At 38.4% G+C, this 25,681-nt stretch carries 17 protein-coding genes and 1 riboswitch; of the genes, 7 read left to right on the top strand and 10 right to left on the bottom strand.

Translation table 11 applies throughout. From position 1 onward, the window contains the following. Positions 1-8 precede the first annotated feature (8 nt). The 7 genes from AC3WSO_RS02165 to hutH all read right to left on the bottom strand — a co-directional run bounded on the left by AC3WSO_RS02165 (position 9) and on the right by hutH (position 9,436). The gene (locus tag AC3WSO_RS02165; RefSeq protein WP_492528345.1) at positions 9-1,478 is read right to left on the bottom strand and encodes a nicotinate phosphoribosyltransferase; all 1,470 of its coding nucleotides are present in this window, start codon (positions 1,476-1,478) and stop codon (positions 9-11) included. An 18-nt stretch (positions 1,479-1,496) separates the two neighbouring features. Continuing rightward, entirely contained in the window at positions 1,497-2,048 is a 552-nt protein-coding gene (locus AC3WSO_RS02160; protein WP_492528343.1) for a cysteine hydrolase family protein, read from the bottom strand. Between the two features lie 90 nt (positions 2,049-2,138). Then, a complete protein-coding gene (locus AC3WSO_RS02155; RefSeq protein ID WP_492528341.1) occupies positions 2,139-2,939 on the bottom strand; it encodes an NUDIX domain-containing protein in 801 nt (266 codons plus the stop codon). 586 nt (positions 2,940-3,525) lie between these two features. Then, entirely contained in the window at positions 3,526-4,812 is a 1,287-nt protein-coding gene (gene hutI, locus AC3WSO_RS02150; protein ID WP_492528339.1) for an imidazolonepropionase, read from the bottom strand. Beyond that, complete coding sequence (hutU, locus tag AC3WSO_RS02145) at positions 4,809-6,479, bottom strand: urocanate hydratase (protein WP_492528337.1); 1,671 nt, start codon at positions 6,477-6,479, stop codon at positions 4,809-4,811. The genes hutI and hutU overlap by 4 nt, the downstream gene beginning before the upstream one ends. Positions 6,480-6,494: 15 nt before the next feature. Continuing rightward, on the bottom strand, positions 6,495-7,823 hold the full coding sequence (locus tag AC3WSO_RS02140; RefSeq protein WP_492528335.1) for a YjiH family protein: 1,329 nt from the start codon (positions 7,821-7,823) through the stop codon (positions 6,495-6,497). Between the two features lie 98 nt (positions 7,824-7,921). Next, on the bottom strand, positions 7,922-9,436 hold the full coding sequence (hutH, locus tag AC3WSO_RS02135) for a histidine ammonia-lyase (RefSeq protein ID WP_492528333.1): 1,515 nt from the start codon (positions 9,434-9,436) through the stop codon (positions 7,922-7,924). A 232-nt stretch (positions 9,437-9,668) separates the two neighbouring features. Between hutH and AC3WSO_RS02130 the strand changes: the two genes are divergently transcribed. Together AC3WSO_RS02130 and AC3WSO_RS02125 are read left to right on the top strand one after the other, a co-directional pair. Next, positions 9,669-11,111 carry a helix-turn-helix domain-containing protein gene (locus tag AC3WSO_RS02130; RefSeq protein ID WP_492528331.1) on the top strand — a complete coding sequence of 481 codons (1,443 nt, stop codon included), beginning with the start codon at positions 9,669-9,671 and terminating at the stop codon, positions 11,109-11,111. 383 nt (positions 11,112-11,494) lie between these two features. After that, positions 11,495-13,000: a catalase gene (locus tag AC3WSO_RS02125; protein ID WP_492528329.1), complete on the top strand. Its 1,506-nt coding sequence runs from the start codon at positions 11,495-11,497 to the stop codon at positions 12,998-13,000. A 154-nt stretch (positions 13,001-13,154) separates the two neighbouring features. Here AC3WSO_RS02125 and thiC read toward each other — a convergent pair whose 3' ends face one another. The 3 genes from thiC to AC3WSO_RS02110 form a co-directional block, all read right to left on the bottom strand. Beyond that, entirely contained in the window at positions 13,155-14,933 is a 1,779-nt protein-coding gene (thiC, locus tag AC3WSO_RS02120) for a phosphomethylpyrimidine synthase ThiC (RefSeq protein WP_492528327.1), read from the bottom strand. A gap of 132 nt (positions 14,934-15,065) precedes the next feature. Further along, positions 15,066-15,180, bottom strand: a riboswitch (TPP riboswitch). Positions 15,181-15,382: 202 nt separating this feature from the next. Continuing rightward, the gene (locus AC3WSO_RS02115; protein ID WP_492528325.1) at positions 15,383-16,312 is read right to left on the bottom strand and encodes an AEC family transporter; all 930 of its coding nucleotides are present in this window, start codon (positions 16,310-16,312) and stop codon (positions 15,383-15,385) included. 165 nt (positions 16,313-16,477) lie between these two features. Continuing rightward, positions 16,478-18,580 carry a methyl-accepting chemotaxis protein gene (locus AC3WSO_RS02110; protein WP_492528323.1) on the bottom strand — a complete coding sequence of 701 codons (2,103 nt, stop codon included), beginning with the start codon at positions 18,578-18,580 and terminating at the stop codon, positions 16,478-16,480. A 251-nt stretch (positions 18,581-18,831) separates the two neighbouring features. Here AC3WSO_RS02110 and AC3WSO_RS02105 point away from each other — a divergent pair, with 251 nt between their 5' ends. The 5 genes from AC3WSO_RS02105 (at position 18,832) to AC3WSO_RS02085 (ending at position 25,654) form a co-directional block, all read left to right on the top strand. Next, positions 18,832-21,003 carry an S-layer protein gene (locus AC3WSO_RS02105; protein WP_492528321.1) on the top strand — a complete coding sequence of 724 codons (2,172 nt, stop codon included), beginning with the start codon at positions 18,832-18,834 and terminating at the stop codon, positions 21,001-21,003. A gap of 576 nt (positions 21,004-21,579) precedes the next feature. Beyond that, positions 21,580-22,878, top strand: a complete 1,299-nt coding sequence (locus AC3WSO_RS02100) for a hypothetical protein (protein WP_492528319.1) — start codon at positions 21,580-21,582, stop codon at positions 22,876-22,878. A 430-nt stretch (positions 22,879-23,308) separates the two neighbouring features. Beyond that, positions 23,309-23,566 (top strand): FeoA family protein, encoded by a 258-nt coding sequence (locus AC3WSO_RS02095; protein WP_492528317.1) that lies wholly within the window; start codon positions 23,309-23,311, stop codon positions 23,564-23,566. Then, entirely contained in the window at positions 23,563-24,288 is a 726-nt protein-coding gene (locus AC3WSO_RS02090) for a FeoB small GTPase domain-containing protein (RefSeq protein WP_492528315.1), read from the top strand. Before AC3WSO_RS02095 ends, AC3WSO_RS02090 begins: the two co-directional genes overlap by 4 nt. Next, on the top strand, positions 24,260-25,654 hold the full coding sequence (locus AC3WSO_RS02085; protein ID WP_492528313.1) for a nucleoside recognition domain-containing protein: 1,395 nt from the start codon (positions 24,260-24,262) through the stop codon (positions 25,652-25,654). The genes AC3WSO_RS02090 and AC3WSO_RS02085 overlap by 29 nt, the downstream gene beginning before the upstream one ends. Positions 25,655-25,681: the final 27 nt, after the last annotated feature.

Here is a 25,681-nt window from a genome sequence, read left to right as displayed (position 1 = left end):
CTTCTCTATTAGTTTCTCCCATTCATCATCTTCGTGACTTTTTCTTTAATTTCTTTAATTCTTGTCATTTTATTATCCCAGCACGCTTGACTTAAATCGACCGGATACTCTTCTGGATTCATTGTTCTTTTGTACTCACTCCATAGTAGATGTAAATTCTCCTCTACATATACTTGAATTTCTTGAAGTGTTGGTTCTTTGTACAAAATAGATCCACTTACCACAAGGTCTTGATGTAATTCTTTCGCTGTAAAATCCGTCACAAATTTACTGATATAAGTATGAACAGGGTGAAACATTTTCAAGCGTTTTTCCTCTTGCGGGTTTTCGTAGTCCAATGCAATATAATCTCCTTCAGCATGACCATTGGCTGTATTAATAATTCGATAAATACGTTTGCGGCCTGGAGTCGTTACTTTTTCCGGATTTCCGGAAATTTTGATGGTATCGACCATTTTCCCGTTTTCATCCTCAATAGATACTAATTTGTATACGCCACCAAGAGCTGCTTGATCGTAGCCTGTAATGAGCTTCGTTCCGATTCCCCATATATCGATTTTAGCCCCTTGAGACTTCAAATTAATAATCGTGTATTCGTCCAAATCATTAGATGCTATAACTTTTGCTTCAGTGAAGCCAGCTTCATCTAGCATTTCCCTTGCTTTTTTTGACAGATAAGCCAAGTCTCCGCTGTCCAGCCGGATTCCTACAAAATTGATTTTATCTCCAAACTCCTTTGCGGCCCGAATTGCGTTAGGGACACCCGAACGTAACGTATCATACGTATCTACTAAGAAAACGCAATCTCTATGCGTATTTGCATATTTTGTAAATGCAGTGTATTCATCACGATATGCCTGTATCATGGCATGTGCATGAGTACCTGAGACAGGAATGCCAAATAATTTTCCAGCTCTGACATTGCTAGTTGCAGAAAATCCACCAATATAAGCTGCACGAGTTCCCCAAATCGCTGCATCAAATTCATGCGCTCGACGAGTACCGAATTCCATCGCGATATCCTTTCCAATTACTTGTTTAATGCGCGAAGCCTTCGTTGCAATAAGAGTTTGGTAATTAACGATGTTCAATAAAGGTGTCTCCATTAACTGAGCTTCTGCCAATGGGGCTTCAATTCGTAAAATGGGTTCATTTGCAAATACTAGTTCACCTTCCCTCATTGCAGAAATAGTACCTGTAAATTTTAGATTTTGAAGGTATTTAAGAAATTCCTCTGAGTATTCTCCTTCCTCGCGTAAATATTGAATATCACTATTTGAAAAACCAAAGTTTTTGATAAACTCCATTATCTTTTTTAAGCCTGCAAATATCGCATAGCCATTCCCGAACGGAAGTTGTCGAAAGTATAGTTCAAAAACCGCTGTTCGATTTTGTGTACCATCGTTCCAGTACGTTTCCACCATATTTATTTGGTATAAATCCGTGTGCAACATGAAGCTATCGTCTGCATATTTCATCCCCCGCTCCTCCTCCGTTTATAAAATAGTAGCTCCGAGAGAATCCTCGAAATGTCCTAACGCCCACTCATGCCCTGCTTGATTAAAAGACGCTACTGCATCTTTATGAATAACAATGCTAAATCCTTTATTATAGGCATCTAACGCTGTATGAAGAACGCAAATATCCGTACATACACCAATTAAATGCAGTTCAGTAATGCCTCTTTCACGCAATTTAATCTCTAAATCCGTACCTGCAAAAGCAGAATATCTGGTTTTATCCAAATAGTAGACATGATCTAATTCTTTATTTCCTTCATATAACTCTTTTAATGAACCATATAGTTCTCTCCCCCTTGCACCTCGAATATTGTGAGGAGGGAAAAGCTTTGTTTCTGGGTGATAGCTATCTTCTTTTTCATGAACATCAATAGCGAAAACTACAAAATCGCCGTTTGACATAAATTCCTTTGTTAATTGTGTATTTACCCCTTCCAATAGTTGCCCTGATTTCCCGCAAGTTAGGGCTCCATCTTGAGCTACAAAATCCACTGTATAATCAATATTAATCAATGCACGCTTTGACATATTTCCATCACTCCAATTTCTCACTTAATTAGTAATTATTAAATTACAAATTAGTATATTGAAAATTAATTAGGAAAGACTGATGCTTTCCTAATGATAAATTGACTCTACTATTTCGAAGTCATTAAAAGAATATAATTGCGATGGTCTGAATGAATTTCTTTTTGTTTTCTTAGGTTTCCCATCTCCATCTAAAACTTTTTCAATAAAAGGCAGTTTAGGCGCTTTTGTAAAGAACACCGAATCGTTTGAAATACGCGGATCATCTCCCACTGTCAATAAAACTCTCTGTAGTTCAGATAACGTAAATTCTTTCGGTAAAAAATTTTTAGCAACTGTTGTTTGTATCATATCTTTCTTAATAAATTCTAAAGCGTCCGAAATAATTTTCCGATGATCAAAGGCTAAATCGAGTTTGAACACTTCATTTATATCGAAAAGCTCTACTTCTACCGCATCGTCACTGGCTTGACGTTGGTCAATGTATACTTCCGGAACGATTGCATAAAAGGCATTTGAAATCATCCAACCTCGAGGATCTCGATCTATATCATCGTAGACACCAAAGTGCTTAATGTGTAGACTATCTACATTCGTTTCCTCCTTCAATTCTCTTTTAGCAGCCATATAGGCGGTTTCCTTTTTTGTCGCATCTACAAATCCACCTGGAAGCGCCCATTTTCCCCCTTCGATATTTGGTTTTTCTTCATGATCTTTTTCGGCCCGTTTAATCAACATGATTTTAAGCGTCATCATCGGAGGTGCTTTTTCCTCTACTTTTTCGGATGTTATTGTAAAAATTGCGATATCTGATGTATATCCATCAGGTGTTTTATATTTAGAAGAATCATAATTCGCAAGAACTTCTTCTTGTGAACGATATTTTGTCATTTTAAGATAACTCCTTTGATTCAATGTTTTGTAGGAATGATGAAGAAGGTTTAGATAGAGCAAGTATTTGTTTTACTTCTTTATAATCACCACCATAACGTGTGGTCGATTTCCGTTCCGGCTGGGCGCTTTGTTACTGACGCTTCGCTTCGCTGCAGATTCTCAGGCCAACAGATTTTTTTGCGCGAAAGCGTAGTGTTAACGTAGCGGCAGCAGAGGGTTTTGTTTGTGCGAAAGCGTAGCGACAGCAGGATGTTGGTCACGAAGGCGTTAACACATGGCGTGATGCTTTTAGCCTTCGTTGCTCTATATCGCTAATCCCCAAGGAGTCGCCCAGCCCCACTCCAATCGACTTATATACGGTATTTGTTTAACAAATGTCATATATAAATTTGGAACTATACTTCATTATATTTTCTATAAATCGCTATCAGTAATTTGCAAATCAATAATTACTATTTAATAACATGATAACTTTTCCAGTTAACAATTTCAACAATTTTTATAAAAAAGAATAAGAAGAACAGCTTTCCATAAAAAAAGCATAAACAAAGCATTTCTGCCTTATTTATGCCTTTTTTATTATTTAATTTACTAGTTGATTTTTCAAAAGAATTCCATTCTGTACGACAACTCGCCCATTTTTAATGACAGTATTCGTATGATTCATACCATAGAAATATTGCAATTGCTTGTAATTGGCCACATCCAATATAATGACGTCAGCTTGTTTGCCCGCTTCAAGGGAGCCAATTTGATGTTCACGGTTAAGTGCATACGCTGCATTAACGGTTGTCGCCGTTAACACTTCCTCTAATGTCATCCCCATGTGCATACAAGCTAAATTCATAATAAATGGCAGACTCATCGTTGGAGATGAGCCAGGGTTAAAGTCAGTCGAAATAGCTACAGGTACCCCTTCATCAATCATCAGGCGTCCTCTCGCGAATGGTGCACGTAAGAAGAATGCTGTTCCAGGTAGCAACACAGCAATCGTGCCAGCTTCAGCCATTTTTTGAATCCCTTCATCAGAAGCGACTAATAAGTGCTCCGCAGAAATAGCTCCTATTTCTGCAGCAAGCTCCGCTCCCTCATAAGGTTCAATTTCATCTGCATGAATTTTCGGTGTTAACCCCAACGCTTTCCCAGCCTCTAAAATGCGTCGTGATTGTTCTGGCGTAAATACACCTTTTTCACAAAATACATCATTGAATTCTGCAAGGTTTAGCTCAGCTACTTTCGGTAACATATCATGAATGACTAGATCCACAAATTCATCCTCACGTCCTTTATAGTCACGCGGCACCGCATGCGCCCCCATAAAGGTACTAACGACATCAATATCATGTGTAGCTTGCAATTCCTTTGTCACTTCTAGTTGTTTCTTTTCAGTTTCCCAATCCAAGCCATAGCCTGATTTCGCCTCAACCGTTGTAACACCATGCTTTAAAAACACATCTAAATGATTCATCGCTTTTTCATATAAATCACCAAAGCTAGTTTCTCGTGTACGCTTTGTTGTAGCATGAATTCCGCCACCCGCATTCATAATTTCCATGTATGTGGCACCATTGAGACGCATATTAAACTCCTGCTCACGTGTACCTCCGTGAACTAAATGCGTATGACAATCGACGAGACCCGGCATAACAATCTTACCCGATGCGTCAATAACTTCAGCAACCTTTACAAAATCAGGGAAATCCGCTTCTAGCTGTTCAATAGAACCTACTGCTATAATGCTATTCCCCTCCATTAAAACACTACCATTTTCCACTATTGCAATGTCACGCATTTGTTCCTTTGTACGCGGACCTTGTACGGCACTTTTTAACGTGATCACTTCGTTTGCATTCTTTATTAAAATAGTCACTTAGCATCATCCTTTAACATTGGTATATGCACACCTTTGTTTTTCGCTGTATTAATAGCAATTTCATAGCCAGCATCTGCGTGACGCACAACACCCATTCCTGGATCCGAAATTAACACTCGTGCAATCTTCTCAGCAGCTAGCTCAGAACCATCCGCTACTAACACTTGGCCAGCATGTTGCGAGTAACCCATTCCTACACCACCACCGTGATGGACACTTACCCAGCTTGCACCACTTGCTGTATTAACAAGTGCATTTAAAATTGGCCAATCTGATACTGCATCAGTACCATCAAGCATACCCTCTGTTTCACGATTTGGCGATGCAACAGAGCCAGAGTCTAGATGATCACGACCAAAGACAATCGGTCCTGATAGCTCACCATTGGCAACCATTTCATTAACCTTCAATGCAAAACGATGACGATCACCATAACCTAACCAGCAAATTCGTGCAGGTAACCCTTGCCATTTCACCATCTTTTGCGCCATATCAATCCAATTCACAAGACCTTCATCTTCAGCAAACATTTCTTTTGCAAGTGCATCTGTTTTATAAATGTCCTCAGGATCACCTGAAAGTGCAGCCCAACGGAACGGCCCTTTCCCCTCACAGAACAATGGACGAATATACGCTGGAACAAAACCAGGGAAATCGAAGGCATTTGTAACACCCATTTCCTTGGCATAAGCACGAATATTATTACCGTAATCAAATACTTCTGCACCTGCTTGTTGGAATTCAAGCATTGTACGAACATGCTCAGCCATCGTCTCTTTTGCTCTTCGCTCATACGTTTTTACATCACTTTTACGCAATTCAATCGCTTCATCAAACGTCATACCATTCGGAACATAGCCATTGATCGGATCATGGGCAGATGTTTGGTCTGTGACAAAATCAGGGATAATTCCACGGTTCAATAGCTCACGATTAACGTCTGCACAGTTGCCAACAAGACCAATTGACGCAGGCTCTTTTTGGTCACGTAGTTTATTGACTAATTCAATCGCTTCATCAACTGTCTCTACAAGATAATCACAGTAACCCTCTTTAATTTTACGTTCAATTCGAGCACGTTCCACTTCGACTACTAAAATGACAGCACCAGCCATTTTCCCTGCTAAAGGCTGTGCACCACTCATGCCACCCATACCACCCGTAAGGATGAATTTGCCGCGTAAATCCGCTGTGCCAAATACTTTTTTGCCTGCCTCTACGAATGATAAGTATGTTCCTTGTAAAATGCCTTGAGCGCCAATATAAATCCAACTACCAGCAGTCATTTGACCGTACATCATTAAATCACGGTCCTCTAACTCATAAAAATGCTCCCAATTTGCCCACGACGGTACTAAATTAGAATTTGCAATTAATACACGTGGCGCATGTTCATGTGTACGGAATACAGCTACCGGCTTTCCTGATTGAATAAGAAGTGTTTCATCATTCTCTAATTCTTTTAATGACGCGATAATTTGCTCATAACTCTCCCAATTACGCGCCGCTTTACCGATTCCACCATAGACAATAAGCTCATCTGGATTTTCTGCTACTTCAGGATCTAGATTGTTCATTAACATACGCATTGCAGCTTCTTGTGTCCAACCTTTACATGATAATTCATTCCCACGTGGTGCACGAATATTTGTTTTGACTACCATAAAAAACACGCTCCTTTAAAATAGTAAAAATGCTATTGGTGTTACGATGATTAAAGTTAATACGACACGCTCAAACCAAATAAGTAAAATTTGGCGCAATGTCAATGGAATTTCAGATGATAAAATAAGTGGAATAACGGCTGAAAAGAACAAAACTGCCGATATTGATACAACTGCCACAATAAATTTCGTTACAAGTGTTGCTTGTGTGACAACAAGCGTTGGTAAAAATACTTCTGCTAACGATAATGACAGCGCTTTCGCTGCTAAATATGGTTCTGGAACTTGTAACAAGTATGTGAATGGTACAAAAATATGCGAAAGCCAATCAAAAATAGGTGTGTATGTTGCAAGCACAAGGCCTAACAGACCAATTGATAGAATCGACGGAATAACCCCCATCGCCATGATGAAGCCATCCTTTAAATTCATCCATAAAATTTTAGATAAAGGTGGATTTTGCTCAACTGCATCCATCGCTTGACGCCATGCTTCTTTAAAACGGTCCTTCTTCACAATCTTTTCTGGCATCGGCGTCGCGCCCTTGTAGTATTCATCCTTCATGGAACGAAGTGGATAAATGCGCGCCGTTAACGCCGTGACCACGAATGTTACAACGAGTGACACCCAAAAAAACGCATTCCAATGCTGCATAATATCCAGCGTACTCGCAATGACAACCATAAACGTTGCGGAAACAGTCGAGAAACCTGTTGCAATAATCGCAGCTTCCTTTGCTGTGTAGCGACCTTCCATATAAACACGGTTCGTTAAAAGTAAGCCAACCGAATAACTACCGACAAATGAGGCTACTGCATCCACTGCTGAACGTCCCGGTGTTTTGAAAATAGGCTTCATAAACGGCTGTGTTAAAACACCGATATATTCAAGCAACCCATAGCTTACTAAAAGCGCTAAAAACAAAGACCCGATTGGAATTAATATTCCCACTGGCTTAACAAGCTTCTCCAGTAAATACGGGCCTACACTTTCATCCGCTAACCACTCAGGTGCTATATTGAAAATTAACATAATCCCCGCAATCATACCGCCCACTTTAAAGATGGACATCACGATATTGACCGCCGACTTATTCCATTTCTTAGTAAGGAATGGATGAACCGCTCCACCTACAAGCATTATGAGCACATATGCAGTTACAAGTAGTGGTGCTTCGGCGCGAATAAAATTCACAATGTGATCAATTAAAATTGTATTCTTACCTTGCCATTCAAACGAGATGAAAAAACTAAATATTCCGACTAAACTACAGATAATCATCTTTAAAGCTGAGGAGACTCGAAAATCGGAGTCTTGCCTCAGCCCTTGTTGTTGAAATTCCATCCTATCCCCCCATGCAACTCTTTTTGAAAGAAATCCCCATCATTCGAACAAGTTGAAGGATTTTTTAGATTTTCTCTAGGAAGTTATCGTCTTATTGTTTACACATACTCATTCAACAGAACGTCACTCGTTAATAAGTACTCTGAAAGCGCTTCAATTTCATCACCGATAGGTTGATCCGCTAACAGCGGAGGGCAAAACTCACGCACTTTTTCTAAAAACCTTCGCGTTGTTGGAGATAACTGCTCCTCTGCTTTATCTAAATGGATCGCCTGCGATGCACAAATCATTTCTATCGCAATGACACGAGCGGCATTGTGTACGATTTGACGTACTTGGCGGGCTGATGTTGTCCCCATGCTCACATGATCCTCTTGGTTACCTGATGTTGGTATAGAATCCACACTTGAAGGATGTGCCAATACTTTGTTTTCAGATACGATAGAGGCTGCTGTATATTGAGCAATCATTAGTCCACACTCAATACCAGGATTTGTCGCTAAAAATGGTGGCAACCCTTCATTAAGCTGCGGATTAACCATTCGTTCTGTACGTCTCTCCGAAATATTCGCCCACTCACTTACACCAACTTTTAAAAAGTCCATCGCCAATGCAATTGGTTGACCGTGGAAATGTCCCCCAGACAATACTTCTCCATTTTCTAAAACAATCGGATTATCTGTCGTTGCATTCGTTTCAATTTGTACTCGGTCCTCCGCATAGAAAAATGACTGCCATGAAGCACCATGTACTTGCGGAATACAACGTAGTGAATAGGCATCCTGCATTCGGATTTCACCTTGTTTTGTCACACGTTTACTTCCTTCAAGCCATTTGCGGATTCGTCCACCAACAAGCTCTAATTCCGGGTGTGGTCTTACCGCCAAAAGCGCTGGGTCAAACGCTGAAGTAATCCCCCTCAGTGCCTCAAGTGTTAAACTCGCTGCCATATCTGCCGCTAGCCCCATACGCTCTGCCTCATTCACAGTTAACACGCCGATTCCCGTCATTGCTTGCGTACCATTTACAAGCGCTAATCCTTCCTTAGCTTGTAGTCGCACCGGTGTTAGTCCAGCTTGCTCTAACGCCTCATTGCCACTCATAACCTCGCCATTAAACTCCGCCTTACCTTCACCTACTAGCACTAAAGCCAAATGTGATAACGGTGCTAAATCTCCACTTGCTCCAACTGAACCTTGAGACGGGACAATCGGATGAACTCCCTTATTTATAAGATCCAATAGCAGCTGCACTGTTTCTAGACGAATTCCTGAAAAACCTCGAGCTAAAGCATTAGCACGCAAAACCATCATGGCGCGTACAACATCTGTTGGGAACGGTACACCAACACCTGTCGCATCCGAGCGTAATAAATTCAACTGTAAAAGCTCAATATCTTCCTCTTCAATCTTTATATTACTTAGCTTTCCAAAGCCTGTATTCACGCCATAAATGGTTTGCCCCTCAGCTAAGCGTTTTTCAATGCGTTCCCTACTTAAACGGATACGCTCCACACTGTCCGCAGATAGCGCAACCGTAGCAATACTGTTTACAATTTCCCCTATTTGTTGTCTTGTTAACGTCTTGCCATCAAGCTCGATAATAGACTTCATAATGCCATCCCCCTGTTCCCTTTACAACTATGTAAAAATGCTCGTAATCAATTTAGTTATCGCTACAAAAGATAAAAAAACAATTACTCTATCTACATTGTACTAACTACTTTTTTCAGAAAATAGGGAATTTTAAAAGAGAATACATGAATTATTTCAGATTTTTTGATATTTTAATAATATAACCGTATTTTTTTACGAAACTAGATAATTTTAAGGTGGGTTTGTATGTATGAAACTGCTATTAATTGATAGAGACTCCGCTGACCTTTCAGGTATTCGTTGGTTTTTACATACATATTTCCCTGGCGATGTAACCATCGAAATAAGTACAACTAATGAGGCAATTCATAGTATCCAGCAATTCGAGCCTGAGGTGATACTACTAAATATTGACCTATTCTCGAATAATCGTTTAACGGCACTTTATCGCGTTTTACAAAAACATTCAGGAACTATTTTAGCCATGACATCAGAGCCATTGTTTAAAAATGCATTAAAAGCAATCGATTTACAGGTCGCACATCTCTTCGTTAAACCAATTGATTTAGAATTATTAAAGCAAAAGCTCACTGCTATTTCCCTTCGGACACCAAGGACAGAAGCAGTGTATCAAGAAGCTACAGATGAATCTTTTTACGATCAACTATTTTTAGATAGTAAAACTAGTACCTTAGAGACAAATATACACTTCACCATGATCGAGCCTGAGCTTTCCGACATGTTTAACAAGCTATACAACTGGCTTCAGCAAACTCCTATTTATTCTAGTATAAGGATTTATCCTTTATCAGAGAGAATCGTTTGCTTATTCCAAACAACTGATTTAGAGAAAGATGTTCGAACATTAATCAAAGAATGGCGATTAACAAGTAATAGTTCTTTAAATATCGGTATTTACGATGGGGAACCTACAACTATGAAGAATATGTATACATTAACGAAGCGTGCACTTCGTCAAAGTTTTTACGAAGGCTATGGGCATATCTTTTATACGAGTAAACAACTGAAAACACAACCCTTCGATCCTTTACTAACACCCGAAGAGCAACAATTATTAATAAGTAGTTTAGAGGATGGGAATATTGAAGCTGTTAAAGCATTTTTATATCGACTATCTAATGAAGAAATTTATTACGAGCAGGATGACTTACGTATTCATCTAACAAGTGTTTTAGCACAAATCCGACGTTTTATGCTGAAGTATAAATTGCATGAGAAAGCTGCAATTGAACAAAATTATCGTCAGCTTTTTCATTTAATTATTGAGCACCCTATATTTTATACCATTCAAAATGGCATCATATCATTTACACAAAAACTGATTGAATTGGCCCGTGAGGCACGTATGGAGAAACGAGCTGACTATGTAGAACTGGCCATAGAAATTATCGACCAACAGTTTCAGGACAGCGGGTTATCTTTACCTTACGTTGCTCATAAATTAGGGATTAGTCCCAATTATTTAAGTACGATCTTTTCAAAGAAGCAAGGCTTGCCACTTAAACGCTACCTGCAGCAGGTAAGAATTCATAATGCCACAAAAATGCTAGTAGAAACTGATTTTGCTATTAGTGAAATTGCCTATTTAAATGGTTTCGAAGATTCGAATTACTTCATTAAAATTTTTAAACAGCACATCGGCATTACGCCTCATCGTTATCGTAAAGCTTAAAAGGACTTATCAACATAACGTGGGGTCATTTCCGCTCGAACTGAGAACTTGTGCGAAAGCGTAGCGAGCGAAGGCTTATCTTCACACGTGCAATCTCATTATCTAGTATTATTTTCAATTATCATATTTTCAATAAGAATAAATAAACAAGAGAATTCATTTGAAAGAGGTTAAATAATCCTCGAAAATGTTTAAAAAAACTAAATTTGTGGTAAAGGTTAGTCATAACCCCTTTAAATCTAGCATATATTTATAGTTTATATCTTACTATAAATATTCTTTAACAATAATAATTATAATTTACTAGCAATTCTATTTTGTATTTGTTATAGTTATTGTTGAAGAGTTTGACTCACAATTTTTTCTTCAGGAGGTAAACTAATATGACAAACCAAAATGATCGTAGCCGTCGTTTTACAACAGCAGGTGGCGCTCCAGTAGTAAGCAACCATGATTCAATGTCAGCAGGTCCTCGTGGTCCTCTACTTCTTCAGGATGTATGGTTAGTTGAAAAATTAGCAAACTTTAACCGTGAAGTTATTCCTGAACGTCGTATGCACGCTAAAGGTTCAGGTGCATTCGGTACTTTCACTGTAACGCATGATATTACTAAATATACTAAAGCAAAAATTTTCTCAGAGGTCGGGAAAAAGACTGAAATGTTTGCACGCTTCTCTACAGTAGCAGGTGAGCGTGGTGCAGCAGATGCTGAGCGCGATATTCGTGGCTTTGCACTTAAATTCTATACAGAAGAGGGTAACTGGGATTTAGTTGGTAACAACACACCTGTATTCTTCTTCCGTGATCCTTTACACTTTACAGATTTAAACCACGTGGTAAAACGCGATCCACGTACAAATATGAAAAACGCTAATTCAAACTGGGATTTCTGGACTTCATTACCAGAGGCACTTCACCAAGTAACAATCGTTATGTCTGATCGTGGTATTCCGGCTGGATACCGCAATATGCATGGGTTCGGTTCTCACACTTATAGCTTTATTAATGAAGAAAATGAGCGCGTATGGGTTAAATTCCATTTCAGTACAGAACAAGGGATTAAAAACTTAACTGGTGCTGAGGCTGCTGAAGTAATCAGTAACGACCGCGAATCTTCACAGCGCGATTTATATGAGGCAATTGAAAATGGCGATTTCCCTAAATGGAAAATGTCCATTCAAGTAATGACAGAAGAACAAGCTCGCGAATTACCATATAACCCATTCGATTTAACAAAGGTATGGTATAAAAAAGACTTCCCATTAATACCCGTGGGTGAATTCGAATTAAACAAAAATGCGGACAACTACTTTGCGGAAGTTGAGCAAGCTGCCTTTGCACCTTCTAACATTATCCCTGGCATTAGCTTCTCGCCAGACAAAATGTTACAAGCTCGTATCTTTGCATATGCAGATGCACAACGCTACCGTTTAGGTGTAAACCACTACATGCTTCCTGTAAACGCACCAAAATGTCCTTTCCGTACATTCCACCGCGATGGTGCTATGCGTTTCGATGGCAACCTTGGTTCAACTTTAGGCTATGAACCAAATAGCTATGGTGAATGGGAGCATAATTTAGACTATAAAGAGCCTGAATTACGTATTGACGGTAATGCTGGTATCCACGACTTCCGTGAAGACGACAACAACTACTTCGAGCAGCCAGGTAAATTATTCCGCCTAATGACTGCCGAAGAGCAACAACGCCTATTTGAAAATACTGCTAATGACATGGCATCAGTTGAAGAGTTCATTAAACGTCGTCATATCCTTCACTGCTATTTAGCTGATCCAGCATATGGTGAAGGTGTAGCAAAAGCTATGGGCCTTTCATTAGAAGGTATGGATCTATCAAACCCATACGTAAAACAACCAACTAACGTTTAATTGATTTCAGCGAGGCAAATTGATTTTTTTCCACTATTATTGATATCCAAATCCAACTTTCTCCATGTGAAGGGCCACTTCACATGGAGTTTTTTTATCTTAATGACAAATAAAACTTGTGCCCAAATTGATAGACACAAGCCCGCTCTAATAATTATTGATAAATTTGACTGCCCGCCTTTTTAAATTCCTTCGCCTTCTCTTGCATACCTCTGTGGATTGCTTCCGTCGTATTTAAGTCTTTCTCTTTTGCATAAGTACGAATATCCTGTGAGATTTTCATACTACAAAACTTAGGTCCGCACATTGAACAGAAGTGCGCAGTTTTTGCTCCTTCAGCTGGCAATGTTTCATCGTGATATTCGACTGCACGCTCTGGGTCTAGAGATAGATTGAATTGATCTCGCCAGCGGAATTCAAAGCGTGCCTTAGATAGCGCATCATCACGTTGCTGTGCCCCTGGATGCCCTTTCGCTAAATCAGCAGCGTGCGCAGCAATTTTATACGTAATAACCCCTACACGAACATCCTCACGATTTGGTAAGCCTAGATGCTCTTTTGGCGTCACATAACATAGCATTGCCGTACCAAACCAACCTATCATCGCAGCACCAATGGCTGATGTAATATGGTCATAGCCCGGAGCAATATCTGTTGTTAACGGCCCTAACGTATAGAAAGGAGCTTCCTTACACACCTCTAACTGCTTGTCCATATTTTCTTTAATAAGATGCATTGGTACATGCCCTGGTCCTTCTACCATCACCTGTACATCGTGCTCCCAGGCAATTTGCGTTAATTCCCCTAGCGTTTCCAACTCCGCAAACTGAGCCTCATCATTTGCATCTGCAATAGAACCTGGACGTAAACCATCACCTAAAGAGAAAGCAACATCATAGGTTTTCATAATTTCACAGATTTCTTCAAAATGAGTATATAAGAAGCTCTCTTGATGGTGATATAAACACCACTGTGCCATAATCGAGCCTCCTCTAGACACTATGCCAGTTACACGATTAGCCGTTAATGGCACATAGCGTAGCAATACGCCTGCATGAATCGTGAAGTAATCTACACCTTGCTCTGCTTGTTCGATTAACGTATCACGATACACTTCCCACGTTAAATCCTCTGCCACACCATTTACTTTTTCGAGCGCTTGATAAATCGGCACCGTCCCTACTGGCACTGCGGCATTACGGATAATCCATTCACGCGTCGTATGAATATGTTTACCCGTGGATAAATCCATGATGTTATCAGCACCCCAGCGTGTAGCCCAGGTCATTTTTTCTACTTCTTCTGCAATAGAGGATGACACCGCTGAATTTCCAATATTGGCGTTAATTTTCACGTGGAAGTTGCGTCCAATAATCATCGGCTCTGCCTCAGGGTGATTAATATTAGATGGCAAAATTGCACGCCCCGCCGCGATCTCTGAGCGCACGAACTCAGGATCCATATTTTCGCGAATCGCTACAAATTCCATTTCTGGAGTAATAATTCCCTTTCGTGCATAGTGAAGCTGCGTTACATTTTTACCTTTCTTCGCACGCAAAGGCTTTCTAGATAAATCCGGAAAAACATTTTCTTTCATTCGTGGATCTTCGGCATTGCGGAATCCATTATCTTCCGGCTTAATCGTACGACCCTCGTATTCTTCAACGTCGTCTCGTTCTCTGATCCATATACTACGTAAAGCTGGCAATCCTTTCGTAATGTCCACCTTATGTGCAGGATCAGTGTACGGGCCACTCGTATCATAAACACGCACTGGTGCATTTTCCTCTTCACCAAAGCTTCCTGTCGTCGGACTTAAAGCAATCTCACGCATTGGCACTAAAATATCTGGTCGAGAACCTTCTACGTAAACTTTTTTACTTCCTTCAAAATTTGACATAATCGTAATATTCTTTTCGCTAACTGTTGTCATAAACTACTTCGCTCCCTTTTATATTTATACAAGGACCGAATCTAGCTCACCCCAACAAAAACGAAAGCCGAATCCAAAAAAATTTTGGATCCGGCTAAGAATGTAAAGGTATAGTTATTGCAAATAACAGTGTGCAATAATGGTTAACTTTCCCACGCTGGTATGAGCCAGATCAGGTCCAAAGGGTCAAGAAACCTCTATGCGTTTCCCTCTCAGCCTGACTCATCAGACTCCCCTAGTTAATACTATTAAGTTTGATGCTAGTGTAGCAGATATTGCTAATAGATGGAAGCTTCATTTAATTATTTTTAGCACATTCATCAAGAATCAGCGTCAGATTAGACTTTGGCGCACAACTTCTCGTTATCTGATGAATTCATATACTTTGAAGTTTTATCGGAACAATTCCAGTTTGTATTAACCACGGCAATCAAATTAGCACCTAGCCATTAGGTAAACAACAACTCCGCTACATAAATCACAATCGTCACTGTAATACAGCTCACAATCGTTGAAAATAAAACTGTTTGTGCAGCAGTTGCCGATTCTACATCATATTCTAATGCCAGACTGGAACTATTTCGCGATGTCGGGAATGAACTAGCTATAAAAAGTGATTGTGCCACGACACCGTCTAGACCAAGCGCAAATATGATAAGCAATGCTACGGCGGGCCCTATGATTAATCGTGTAAAACAGCTAATGTATACCATCTTATTGAACATGGATTTTATTTCAAGCTGTGATAGCTGTGCCCCTAAAGTTATTAATGCTACAGCGATAAAACCATCTGCCACATGGTCTATCGGAATTCTTACGAACTGTGGAATAGGGATATTAAAATAGTTCATAGTAACGCCAATAATAAGCGCATGAATAATAGGCATTTTGAGGAAATCCTTCAAAATTGACATACCTGATTTTGTTGAAGAAATTAAATTGTACAAGCCGTAAGTATACGTCGTCATATTTTGAAATATAACGAGAATAACTTGAATCGCTACCCCAATCGGCTGAGTCACAAAAATCATTTGGGCAACTGGAATACCATAGTTCCCTGAATTAATGAGGACAACGCTATTTTTAAACACCGCAGCCTCTGTTTGTACTAAACCGAGCCCCTTTGCTAGAAAGTGACTAAGTACCATCTGGCTTCCGATAAAGAGTAGAATAAAAAACGCAACTTCCCCAAGCACAGACAACTCTATACTCGTTTCATATAAATTCACAAAAACAGCTGCTGGCATGAAGCAATATGTAATAAGTTGAGATAGCGCCTTTAAATTAAAGCGAAATTTCCTTTGTAAAACTGCGCCAAGTACTAGAAGCACTAAAATCGGAGCAACAATTTGAAAGAAAATCATACTGAGATACACCACAGTGTTGTCCCCCTTTCCTCTCCTATAGTAGTGCTGTTATTATGCTTGGTCAATGTACTTCAAAGTTAACTCATGGTCATTTATGAGAAATTTTCATCCACCTTCTTTTACTATAAAAAAAGAAAGACTGCCTCAAATATCGAAGCATTCTTTCTTAAAGTTCCATTAAGCAAGCTTAAAGCGATTAACGACCTCTTGTAATTCTTTTGAAATCTCGTTCATATTATTGATGGAATCCGCAACCTTTTGTAGTTCCGCTTGTTGGTCAATAGCAGATGCACTTACCTGTTCTGCAGATGCAGCAGTCTCCTCAGAAATAGCAGAAATACTTTGGATTGACATAATCGCTTGATTTTTATGCTCTAACATATGAGAAAGTTTAGTCATTAACTCACTAATTGACGTTGCAATAGAACTAGAAAGTTCACTATTGTCTTTAAACGCAACCTCCGTGCTTTTTACTGAGTCATTTTGAGCATGTATTAAGCCCGCGTTTGAGGCAATGACAGCAACTGTTTGCTGGGAATTTTCAAGAATGCTATCTACCGTTTGCTTAATAACCTCTGTTTCATTTCTGGATTGCTCTGCTAGCTTTCTTACCTCCTCAGCGACAACTGCAAAACCTTTACCATGTTCACCAGCACGTGCAGCTTCTATACTTGCATTTAAGGCTAATAGATTTGTTTGCTCGGTAATACCCTGAATAGACGCTATAATTTGATTGATATTGGCAATATTAGAAGCCAATGACTCCATTTGCTCCTGAATACGTCCATTCATTACATTCGTTTCTGAGTTTCGTTCACGCAAGCTTTCGACTTCTTTCATTCCTTTGTCTGTTGTTGCTTTCGTTTTATTCGACAGCTCATCCATTTCTTTTGAAAGCGTTGTAATAGTATCAATTTGATCAGATAAGTCAATCATCCGATAATTGGTTTCTTCTGTATCCTCAGACTGCTTTGATGCTCCCTGTGCAATTTCATTAATAGCTACCGAGACTTCTTGACTTGAAGCAACTATTTCGTTAAACGCCTCATGAACATGATTTGATGATTGATTGAGTAATGTCGTAGCATTCAGCACCGTTTGAATGGCGCTATTCGTTTGATCCAACATATTATTATAAGCTAATGCAACAGCACCAATTTCATCAGGCTTAATATATTTACCATCAACTTTTTGAGTTAAATCTCCAGCCGCTGCTGTTTCAATAGAAGTACGTAAAAACTTTAATGGCCTCAGTAATTTATAAATAAACAGTGCACTAGCGACGGTCATTAATACGACTATAATAATTGACGCAATTATGGTAAAGACAAGCACATAATTATAGGTTTCTAATATTTTGGATTTTGGTAGCACTAATTGCACAGTCCACGTTTCATCAATACCATCTAAATTCATCGGAGCAAAAACGTTAAATGAATTTTCCTTAAGCTCGTCGGAACCCAAATACATACTTTTTAGCTCGCCACTATCCATTGTTTGTTTAATGCTTTTCCAATCCAAAATATCCTGCATATTTATTCCTTCTAATGAATTACCAAAGCTATTTGTAGTTAAAACTCCATTATTTGTAATAATTGCAGCATAGCCACCATTTGGCTTTACAGACTCTGTCAATTCCTTTAAATAATCAATAGCTATATCAGCCGTCAATGTTCCAAAAAATGACCCCGCAGCATCGACTAACGGAACAGCAATCGTTGTCATTAGTACTGTTTGTCCATTTATTTTATAATCATATGGTTCCGTTAGAACAGATCTTCCTTCTTCTTTTGGTATCCAATACCATTCGGATATACTTTTGTCATCGATGCCTTCAAGTGCAGCCGTTGTTATTCCATTTCCATCCTTATTTAAATAAGGTATAAAGCGGTTTTTTGAATCCACTAAAGTAGCATTTATTATTGGCTCCATTTTTGTGGAGTTCTGTTCAAAAACAGCACCTACACCAAGTAAATCTTCATTATTGACTAAGTTAGTTTCCATCATATCTATTATGTCTTCTGCGGAAAGCTCACCTTTTTTCTCCATACCTTCAACTATACGTTTCGTCGTAAGTAAAGTCGTGTTTACTTTTTTAAAGCGTTCACTCATCTTTGCTGCCGAATATTCAGCAGTTTTCAATGTTGCACTTTCTGCATCATCAACACTTTGACCCTTCAAAATAACGCCTACAATAACAGTATATGTAATAAACAACACTAAAAATAACCCTATAATTAGAGCGGACAGCTTTAAAGCAATACTCCTAGATTTCCCCATCACAACACCCCACTTTTATACATAATAATAATGGATGGAATGTCGCATCACAATAAGATATTTAACGAATTAAGTAGAATTTTACCGATTTATAGAGAATTCAAAGGTATATATCCTAAAAATCTAAACTACATAATAAAGGACTAATTATTCACCAATTTTGGTTATCTAGTAAAACATACCTAACATATACTAAAATATTGAAATATATGATATATTATCTACAAAATACTATGATCGGAGTGATTAACTTGAAGAATAAAGCGTTATCAACTTTTATGGCTACTGCTATTACAGCAACTTTAGTTTTGCCAGTATCAACTGCAAACGCTGCTTCAAATGATTCACCTTTAAACCACTCAATTCAAATTGATGGGCAAGTAGCTTCAGCCAAAACAAAGGGGCAAACCGTTACCATTAACAACGTCACTAAAGATAAAGTACTTACATCCAATGGCCAATTTAAAATTAGCCAGTCGCTGAAGCCCCTATTTAACACATCGAACAAAACTGCACTGATGAATGCCGAAGCAACAATAGTAGTAAAAAACGGCGAAATTACGAGCGTTACAGAACTAACACTAACTAAAGCTGGCACAAACAATAAGGCAGTATATTTTAATGGCGGTGACGCAGAAATTTCAGGAAACCTAACTGTAAATGCGGATTATGTAAAAGTTCAAAATGTAACTATTAAAGATGAGCTTATTGTAACTAATCGTGTGAAGAAGGCAATTACAATTGATGACGTTACTATCGGGGATACAATTACTTTTAAACCTTTATTAACTAGAAAAATTAATTGGTTAAATGTCACTTTAAAAGATATTAAATTTCCAGACATTAACTTGGAGCGTACGAAAGTACATGTGACTTCTGACAAAACTATTTCAAAAGTCGATGTAGTTGGTAAAGTTACAGCATTTGAAGTTACGGCCAATGTTGAAAAGCTTACAATCGATGTTGAGAAAGATTTTAGCCTTTACGGGGAAGGTAAAATTGAGCAAGTGATTGTTAAACACGGGGAAAAGGTGGCATTAGATTCAGGACATCTTATTAACAAGGTGCAGGTGGATGATAAAAAAGCCTCTGTGAAATTACCTGTGGCGAATAAAACTGAGCTAAGTAATTTAGTAGCTATACCCCCATACGTTACCGTTTCTGTTAATGGGAACGACGTTTTAACAACCGAGAAATGGACAACGCAGGCTGAACGTACAGCATTCGAATATGCCGTAAGTAGCGCAAGAACAGTAGCTAATAATTCCAACGCCTCTCAGGAACAAATAAACAATGCTATTACACAATACAGGATTGCATTAACCGTTTATCAAGCTGCGCAAAAGAACGGAACAAAATATGTTTACGGCGATAAGTCTTCATTACAATCGATGATTAATTCTATTCAGTATGTAACGGTTTCTTGGAATAATGGTAATGATGTAGCTTCATATACGCCTTGGACGACTCAAAGTGAGAAGGATGCTTTAACTTCCGCCGTTTCATCCGCTCAGTCTGTTGCAAATAATACCTATGCAAGTCAGTCTGATATCTCAAGTTCTATTAGCAATTTAAACTACGCGATCACAGTTTATAAAAATGCACAAAAATATGGTACTTACCAAACTAATGCCGATAGATCTGCCCTTTTATCGCTGATTAACTCTGTTCAGTATGTTGCGGTTTCTTGGAATAATGGTAATGATGTAGCTTCATATACACCTTGGACGACTCAAAGTGAGAAGGATGCTTTAGCTTCTGCCGTTTCATCCGCTCAGTCTGTTGCAAATAATACCTATGCAAGTCAGTCTGATATCTCAAGTTCTATTAGCAATTTAAACTACGCGATCACAGTTTATAAAAATGCACAAAAATATGGTACTTACCAAACTAATGCCGATAGATCTGCCCTTTTATCGCTGATTAACTCTGTTCAATATGTAACCGTCTCTGTTAATGGATCTGAATTATCTTCTTATACAATTTGGACGACACAAAGTGAAAAAGACGCTCTAGTTTCAGCTGTTTCATATGCTCAAAATGTTGCAAATAATGGCTACTCGTCTCAGTCAGAAATTTCGTCTGCATATAATTATTTATATAGCGCTATTTCAACGTATAGAAGTAATCATAAATCCGGTGTAAACTATCGAAATTATGTTGATAAATCTTGGCTAACGTCACTCATAAATTCTGTTCAATATGTAAAGGTTTCTGCTAATGGAGATGGAACTGATATACCTTATTATGAAAAGTGGACAACAGAAAGAGCAAAACGTGACCTAGAAAAAGCAGTGCAAAACGCTCAATCTGTTGCCAATAACTCCTATGCATCTTCGTACGAAGTGACAGATGCTATTAACAATTTAGACAAGGCAATCCGCGTTTATAAGGAAGCTCAACTTGACGGTAGTAAAAGATAGAAAATAAAAAGGACTCTACACTGAGAGAGTCCTTTTCATTCTCATATAGAGTCATTCTTAACCTAAAACATCTATTTGAGCCTGTGTATATTCTCTATTCCAGTTTTCATACCATCTCACAATTCCTTTACTCAGCTCCACCGCTAAGTGCTCCTCCTGCATTTTTTAACAGCCAATCTATCTTCACTTGCCGAACCCCGCACCTTCTTAAGATTATTATAACAAACTCTTCCCTTTGTACGAGGGTTCTATCTATTACTTTGTAGGTTCTATCCCTCTCTGCGAAAAAAGCGGCCTACTTTCCGTTCATATTTTCATAAGTACATAAGACACAAAGTATTAAAAAAATACATAACCAATCTTCCTATCCACCTAAAATATAGATAAAAAAATCCCGAGATATGATAAAATTGGTTTACCAACATAAATTAGGATATTTCCGTCTAGACTAGACTCTTTTCAAGAGACAAATAATATACTTATTTCTCAAGGCAACAAAAGGTCTCACTTAGGATAAAAATCCTACGATATACCATTAAAATTTATTTACAACCAAATTAGGAGGTTTCCCATACTATGAAAAACAAAAGAAAACTAGCCTTACTTACCCTAGTTGCAGTTCCTTCACTGATCTATACTGTGCCTGCAACGTCAGCATCGGCTGCTAATATTACAGAACAGGTTAAAACTGCTTACATATACGATAATACTTATTACTACAACTCTAAAGTTGCAAATGTTGTTCGACTTATTTCCAACATTAATGATACAACCGCTTCATTCCAAGCAACTTTAGAGACAGCCAGCAAAGCATACGATGAGTTAACCGCAACGGAACAACAGTACGTCACGAATTATTCAACGTTGTCAAATCATAAACAGACGAAAATAGCGTATCGTAAGCTTGCTGATCAAATTGAAGAGAAATTAGCTTCAGTGGAACCGTCTTCTGTGAATTACTACCAAAATGTTATGGAAACGAAAGATCGGTACAATACGTTAAATGCAGCACAAAAGACCTTTGTAAGTGCGGAATCACAAAGAATACTGACATCCTATATTTCGCCAAACACATCTATAGATAAAGTAGTTAATAAAATCCAATTATTAAACTCTTCTCGCATTACCTTCCATCAAGATGTAGCTGATGCTAGAGCGGAGCTTAATGCACTACGTAGACATACTAACGTTTCATTACCCGCTGGTGTCGAAAAAATGTTGTTAGATGCTGAACAGCTTGTTGTCAAGGATAAGGCAGCGGCTAAGGAAGTGGAAAACGCTATTGCCGCTTTATCTCCTAAAACGTCCACTGCTCAAGATGTACAAGCAGTGAAAACAGCTTTCGAAGCTTTAACGCCTGTGCAACAGCAGCTTGTGCCAAATGTCTGGACTTTAGTTGACTTTGTCAACGGGAAATATGATCTACCAGCTAAAGGAAATGGGGCTAAAACGCCAATTTTATCGGATACGGCAGCTGTACCTGGTAAAATCACAGCTATGACTAGAAACAAAAGTACTTATACAGCAAAAATAAACGTTGCTGACTTAGAAAATAGTACAGAGCGCTTCGTTTTAACAACAAAATCCAATATGACTGTTATCATTCCACCACTAGGAACTCTTCTTAATGAGGATACTGGTGTTATGGAAATTCAAATTACACGAAATTTGAATCGTATCACATTCAAAGCAACTTTAAATAATAAACCAGTTGAATTTGAAGCAGATATGGAAATTATTATCGAGAATTTATCACCGAATTCCTCAATCGTTCGTAATTACGACTTTGGCGAAGAGCCAGCTAATTACATAGTAGAAGGAAATCGTTTTTTCATTCAAACAAGCTCATCTAGTTCATTCCAAATTGTTAGATAGTAATCCACTAATAATTCCCAGTAAAAACCATAACCCTCTGCCAATTTTTATTATTTGCAGAGGGTTATGGTTTTTTCTGCTCTGCTACCGCTTCTTCACCCCTTTTAAAAAATTCAATGGGCACCTGTAACGAAATCTAACTTACATTAATAAATCATAAAGAAGACCTTTTTATATTATTACATCAACAATTTTGCTCTGTTTGGTATTCCAAACAACTCCCCTTTTTCAACATTTTTGGTCCAACAACTTCTTAAGCAATGTGCAATCATTCCCTTCATCAGAACGTACTTTTATCGCGTTATTTCATAAAATTTTCAGAAAACCATTGACAATTGTCATAAAACAGGGATAATCATTAATAAAGTTTCCTTAGAGAAACAATATTAAGTTCAGGAAATATTATTATGGAAAGGAACAAAAAATGCACATGGAAAAAACATCATTGAAACCACTTTCTGAATGCTCGTTTGGAGATTGCTTTTTAATAAAAGAAATAAATATTAAGGGTCCTTTAAGAAGAAGATTATTAGATTTAGGTTTTGTGAAAGAAGCAGAAATCACTGTTCTTCGTAAAAGTCCTTTAGGGGACCCTGTTGCTTATCGCGTAAGCAATACGACGATCGCATTACGTAAAGATGAAAGCTCTATGATTCTGGGCGAAATTGTTAGGGGGAATACAGAGTGAGAGTAAATAGAATAGCTTTAGCAGGTAACCCGAATACAGGTAAAAGTACATTATTTAATACATTAACGGGTTTGAAGCAACATACCGGAAACTGGCCAGGGAAGACAGTTGTTCATGCAGAAGGATCTTTTGAACACAAAGGAGAGCAATATGTACTCGTGGATTTACCCGGGACCTATTCTCTATTTTCCAATTCAGCAGATGAAGAAGTTGCCAGAGACCATATTGTTTTTGACCAACCGGATGCAACGATTGTTGTGCTTGATGCAACATCATTAGAGAGAAATTTAAATCTCGCACTCCAAGTTTTAGAAATGACTAATAATGTCATTATTTGTATCAATTTAATAGATGAAGCCGAGAAAAAAGGTATTCGAATTGATGAAAGAAGATTAGCTCGTGAACTAGGCGTCCCAGTCGTAAAAATATCGGCAAGAAATAAAAAAGGTATTAATCAATTGCTCGATACATTAGGTCAACTGGTGAAGGAGCAAATTGTCACTACTCCGTATCGCATGAAATATTCGAAAGAAATAGAGGAAGCAATTACAAAAATAGAATCGAAATTAGAAGGTTATTTTGATGAAAAATATCCATTGAGATGGGTTGCCCTTCGCTTACTTGATGGTGATGAGGAACTAATTTTAAAACTGCAAAATCATAAGAATAATAAACAGCATGAGGTGAGAACGAATGGAGTCCCAGTCAGTGTTAAATCATAATTCTCTTAAGAGTATTTTAGCTGAAGTGAACGAGGTTTCGAAAGAGGATATTCGAGATGAAATCGTTAGTGATATTTATACTAAAAGCAAATCTTTATGTAAAAAAGTAGTATCGCAGCAAACTGCAATGTACAGATCTGATAAATTAGATGAAATTTTCACATCCCGTATTTGGGGATTCCCTATTATGCTTATCTTGCTTGGGACTGTCTTTTACATTACTATTGCTGGCGCAAACGTACCATCTGATATGTTAGCAAACTTATTTGGCTATCTAGAAAGTAAGCTAACAATTCTGTTTGAAGCAATGCATGCACCAGAATGGCTACACGGTATTTTAATTCTTGGGCTATTTAGAGGTACCGGTTGGGTTATTAGTGTTATGCTACCGCCAATGGCTATTTTCTTTCCTATGTTCGCTCTATTAGAAAACTACGGCTACCTTCCACGTGTAGCATTTAACATGGACCGTTTATTTAAACGAGCAGGAGGTCACGGGAAGCAGTCATTAACAATGGCGATGGGCTTCGGCTGTAATGCGGCTGCTATCTTGTCAACGAGAATTATAGAATCTCCTCGTGAACGAATGTTAGCCATTTTAACGAACAATTTTGTTCCTTGTAACGGGAGATGGCCAACACTTATTTTATTAGCATCATTATTTATGGTAACTGGTTTTTCAGGTGCAACAGGTACATTTGTAACAGCAGCCATTTTAATAGGATTTGTTATGCTGGGCGTCGTGGTGACATTATCAGTTTCCTGGGTTCTTTCTAAAACCGCTTTAAATGGTGTTCCTACCCATTACACATTAGAGCTTCCACCATTCCGAAAGCCAAAGTTCTGGAATACAATTTTAAGAGCAAGTCTTGATAAAGCATGGTATGTATTAAAAAGAGCGGTTGTCGTTGCAGCGCCTGCCTCTATTTTGACTTGGGTATTTGCTAATATTTACGTTGGTGATACGAGTATTCTAATGCATTTTATTAACTTTTTAGATCCGTTTGGTCAGGCTCTTGGTATGGATGGCTTTATTATGGCTGCATTTATTCTTGGACTACCAGCCAATGAAATTGTGATCCCTATCCTAATTATGGCGTATTTATCGCAAGGAGCTATGCTAGAAATTGAAGATTTATCGAAGCTAAAACAAGTGTTTATCGACCAAGGCTGGACGTGGCTCACAGCTTTAAATATGATGCTGTTCTCACTGCTACACTTCCCTTGTGGAACGACTTTAGTCAATATTTATAAAGAAACAAAAAGTGCAAAATGGACGTTTATGTCATTTTTAATTCCAACGGTTATTGCCATTGGCATGACATGGCTGACGGCGACAGTTGCTCGCGCGTTTGGTTGGGTGTAGTGATGAGGATGCCCTTCTAATAAATCG

Source organism: Lysinibacillus sp. EB106-09-02-XG168 (assembly GCF_058791475.1).
The sequence above is the reverse complement of the archived record's forward strand: the minus strand, read 5'-3'. Positions and strand labels throughout refer to the sequence as shown.

What these genes read in the sequence shown, in the direction of transcription:
- AC3WSO_RS02165 (WP_492528345.1), bottom strand. Translation starts at nt 1,478, where the DNA reads ATGAAATATGCAGACGATAGCTTCATGTTGCACACGGATTTATACCAA.
- AC3WSO_RS02160 (WP_492528343.1), bottom strand. Translation starts at nt 2,048, where the DNA reads ATGTCAAAGCGTGCATTGATTAATATTGATTATACAGTGGATTTTGTA.
- AC3WSO_RS02155 (WP_492528341.1), bottom strand. Translation starts at nt 2,939, where the DNA reads ATGACAAAATATCGTTCACAAGAAGAAGTTCTTGCGAATTATGATTCT.
- hutU (WP_492528337.1), bottom strand. Translation starts at nt 6,479, where the DNA reads ATGGTAGTCAAAACAAATATTCGTGCACCACGTGGGAATGAATTATCA.
- AC3WSO_RS02140 (WP_492528335.1), bottom strand. Translation starts at nt 7,823, where the DNA reads ATGGAATTTCAACAACAAGGGCTGAGGCAAGACTCCGATTTTCGAGTC.
- hutH (WP_492528333.1), bottom strand. Translation starts at nt 9,436, where the DNA reads ATGAAGTCTATTATCGAGCTTGATGGCAAGACGTTAACAAGACAACAA.
- AC3WSO_RS02130 (WP_492528331.1), top strand. Translation starts at nt 9,669, where the DNA reads ATGAAACTGCTATTAATTGATAGAGACTCCGCTGACCTTTCAGGTATT.
- AC3WSO_RS02125 (WP_492528329.1), top strand. Translation starts at nt 11,495, where the DNA reads ATGACAAACCAAAATGATCGTAGCCGTCGTTTTACAACAGCAGGTGGC.
- thiC (WP_492528327.1), bottom strand. Translation starts at nt 14,933, where the DNA reads ATGACAACAGTTAGCGAAAAGAATATTACGATTATGTCAAATTTTGAA.
- AC3WSO_RS02110 (WP_492528323.1), bottom strand. Translation starts at nt 18,580, where the DNA reads ATGGGGAAATCTAGGAGTATTGCTTTAAAGCTGTCCGCTCTAATTATA.
- AC3WSO_RS02100 (WP_492528319.1), top strand. Translation starts at nt 21,580, where the DNA reads ATGAAAAACAAAAGAAAACTAGCCTTACTTACCCTAGTTGCAGTTCCT.
- AC3WSO_RS02095 (WP_492528317.1), top strand. Translation starts at nt 23,309, where the DNA reads ATGGAAAAAACATCATTGAAACCACTTTCTGAATGCTCGTTTGGAGAT.
- AC3WSO_RS02085 (WP_492528313.1), top strand. Translation starts at nt 24,260, where the DNA reads ATGGAGTCCCAGTCAGTGTTAAATCATAATTCTCTTAAGAGTATTTTA.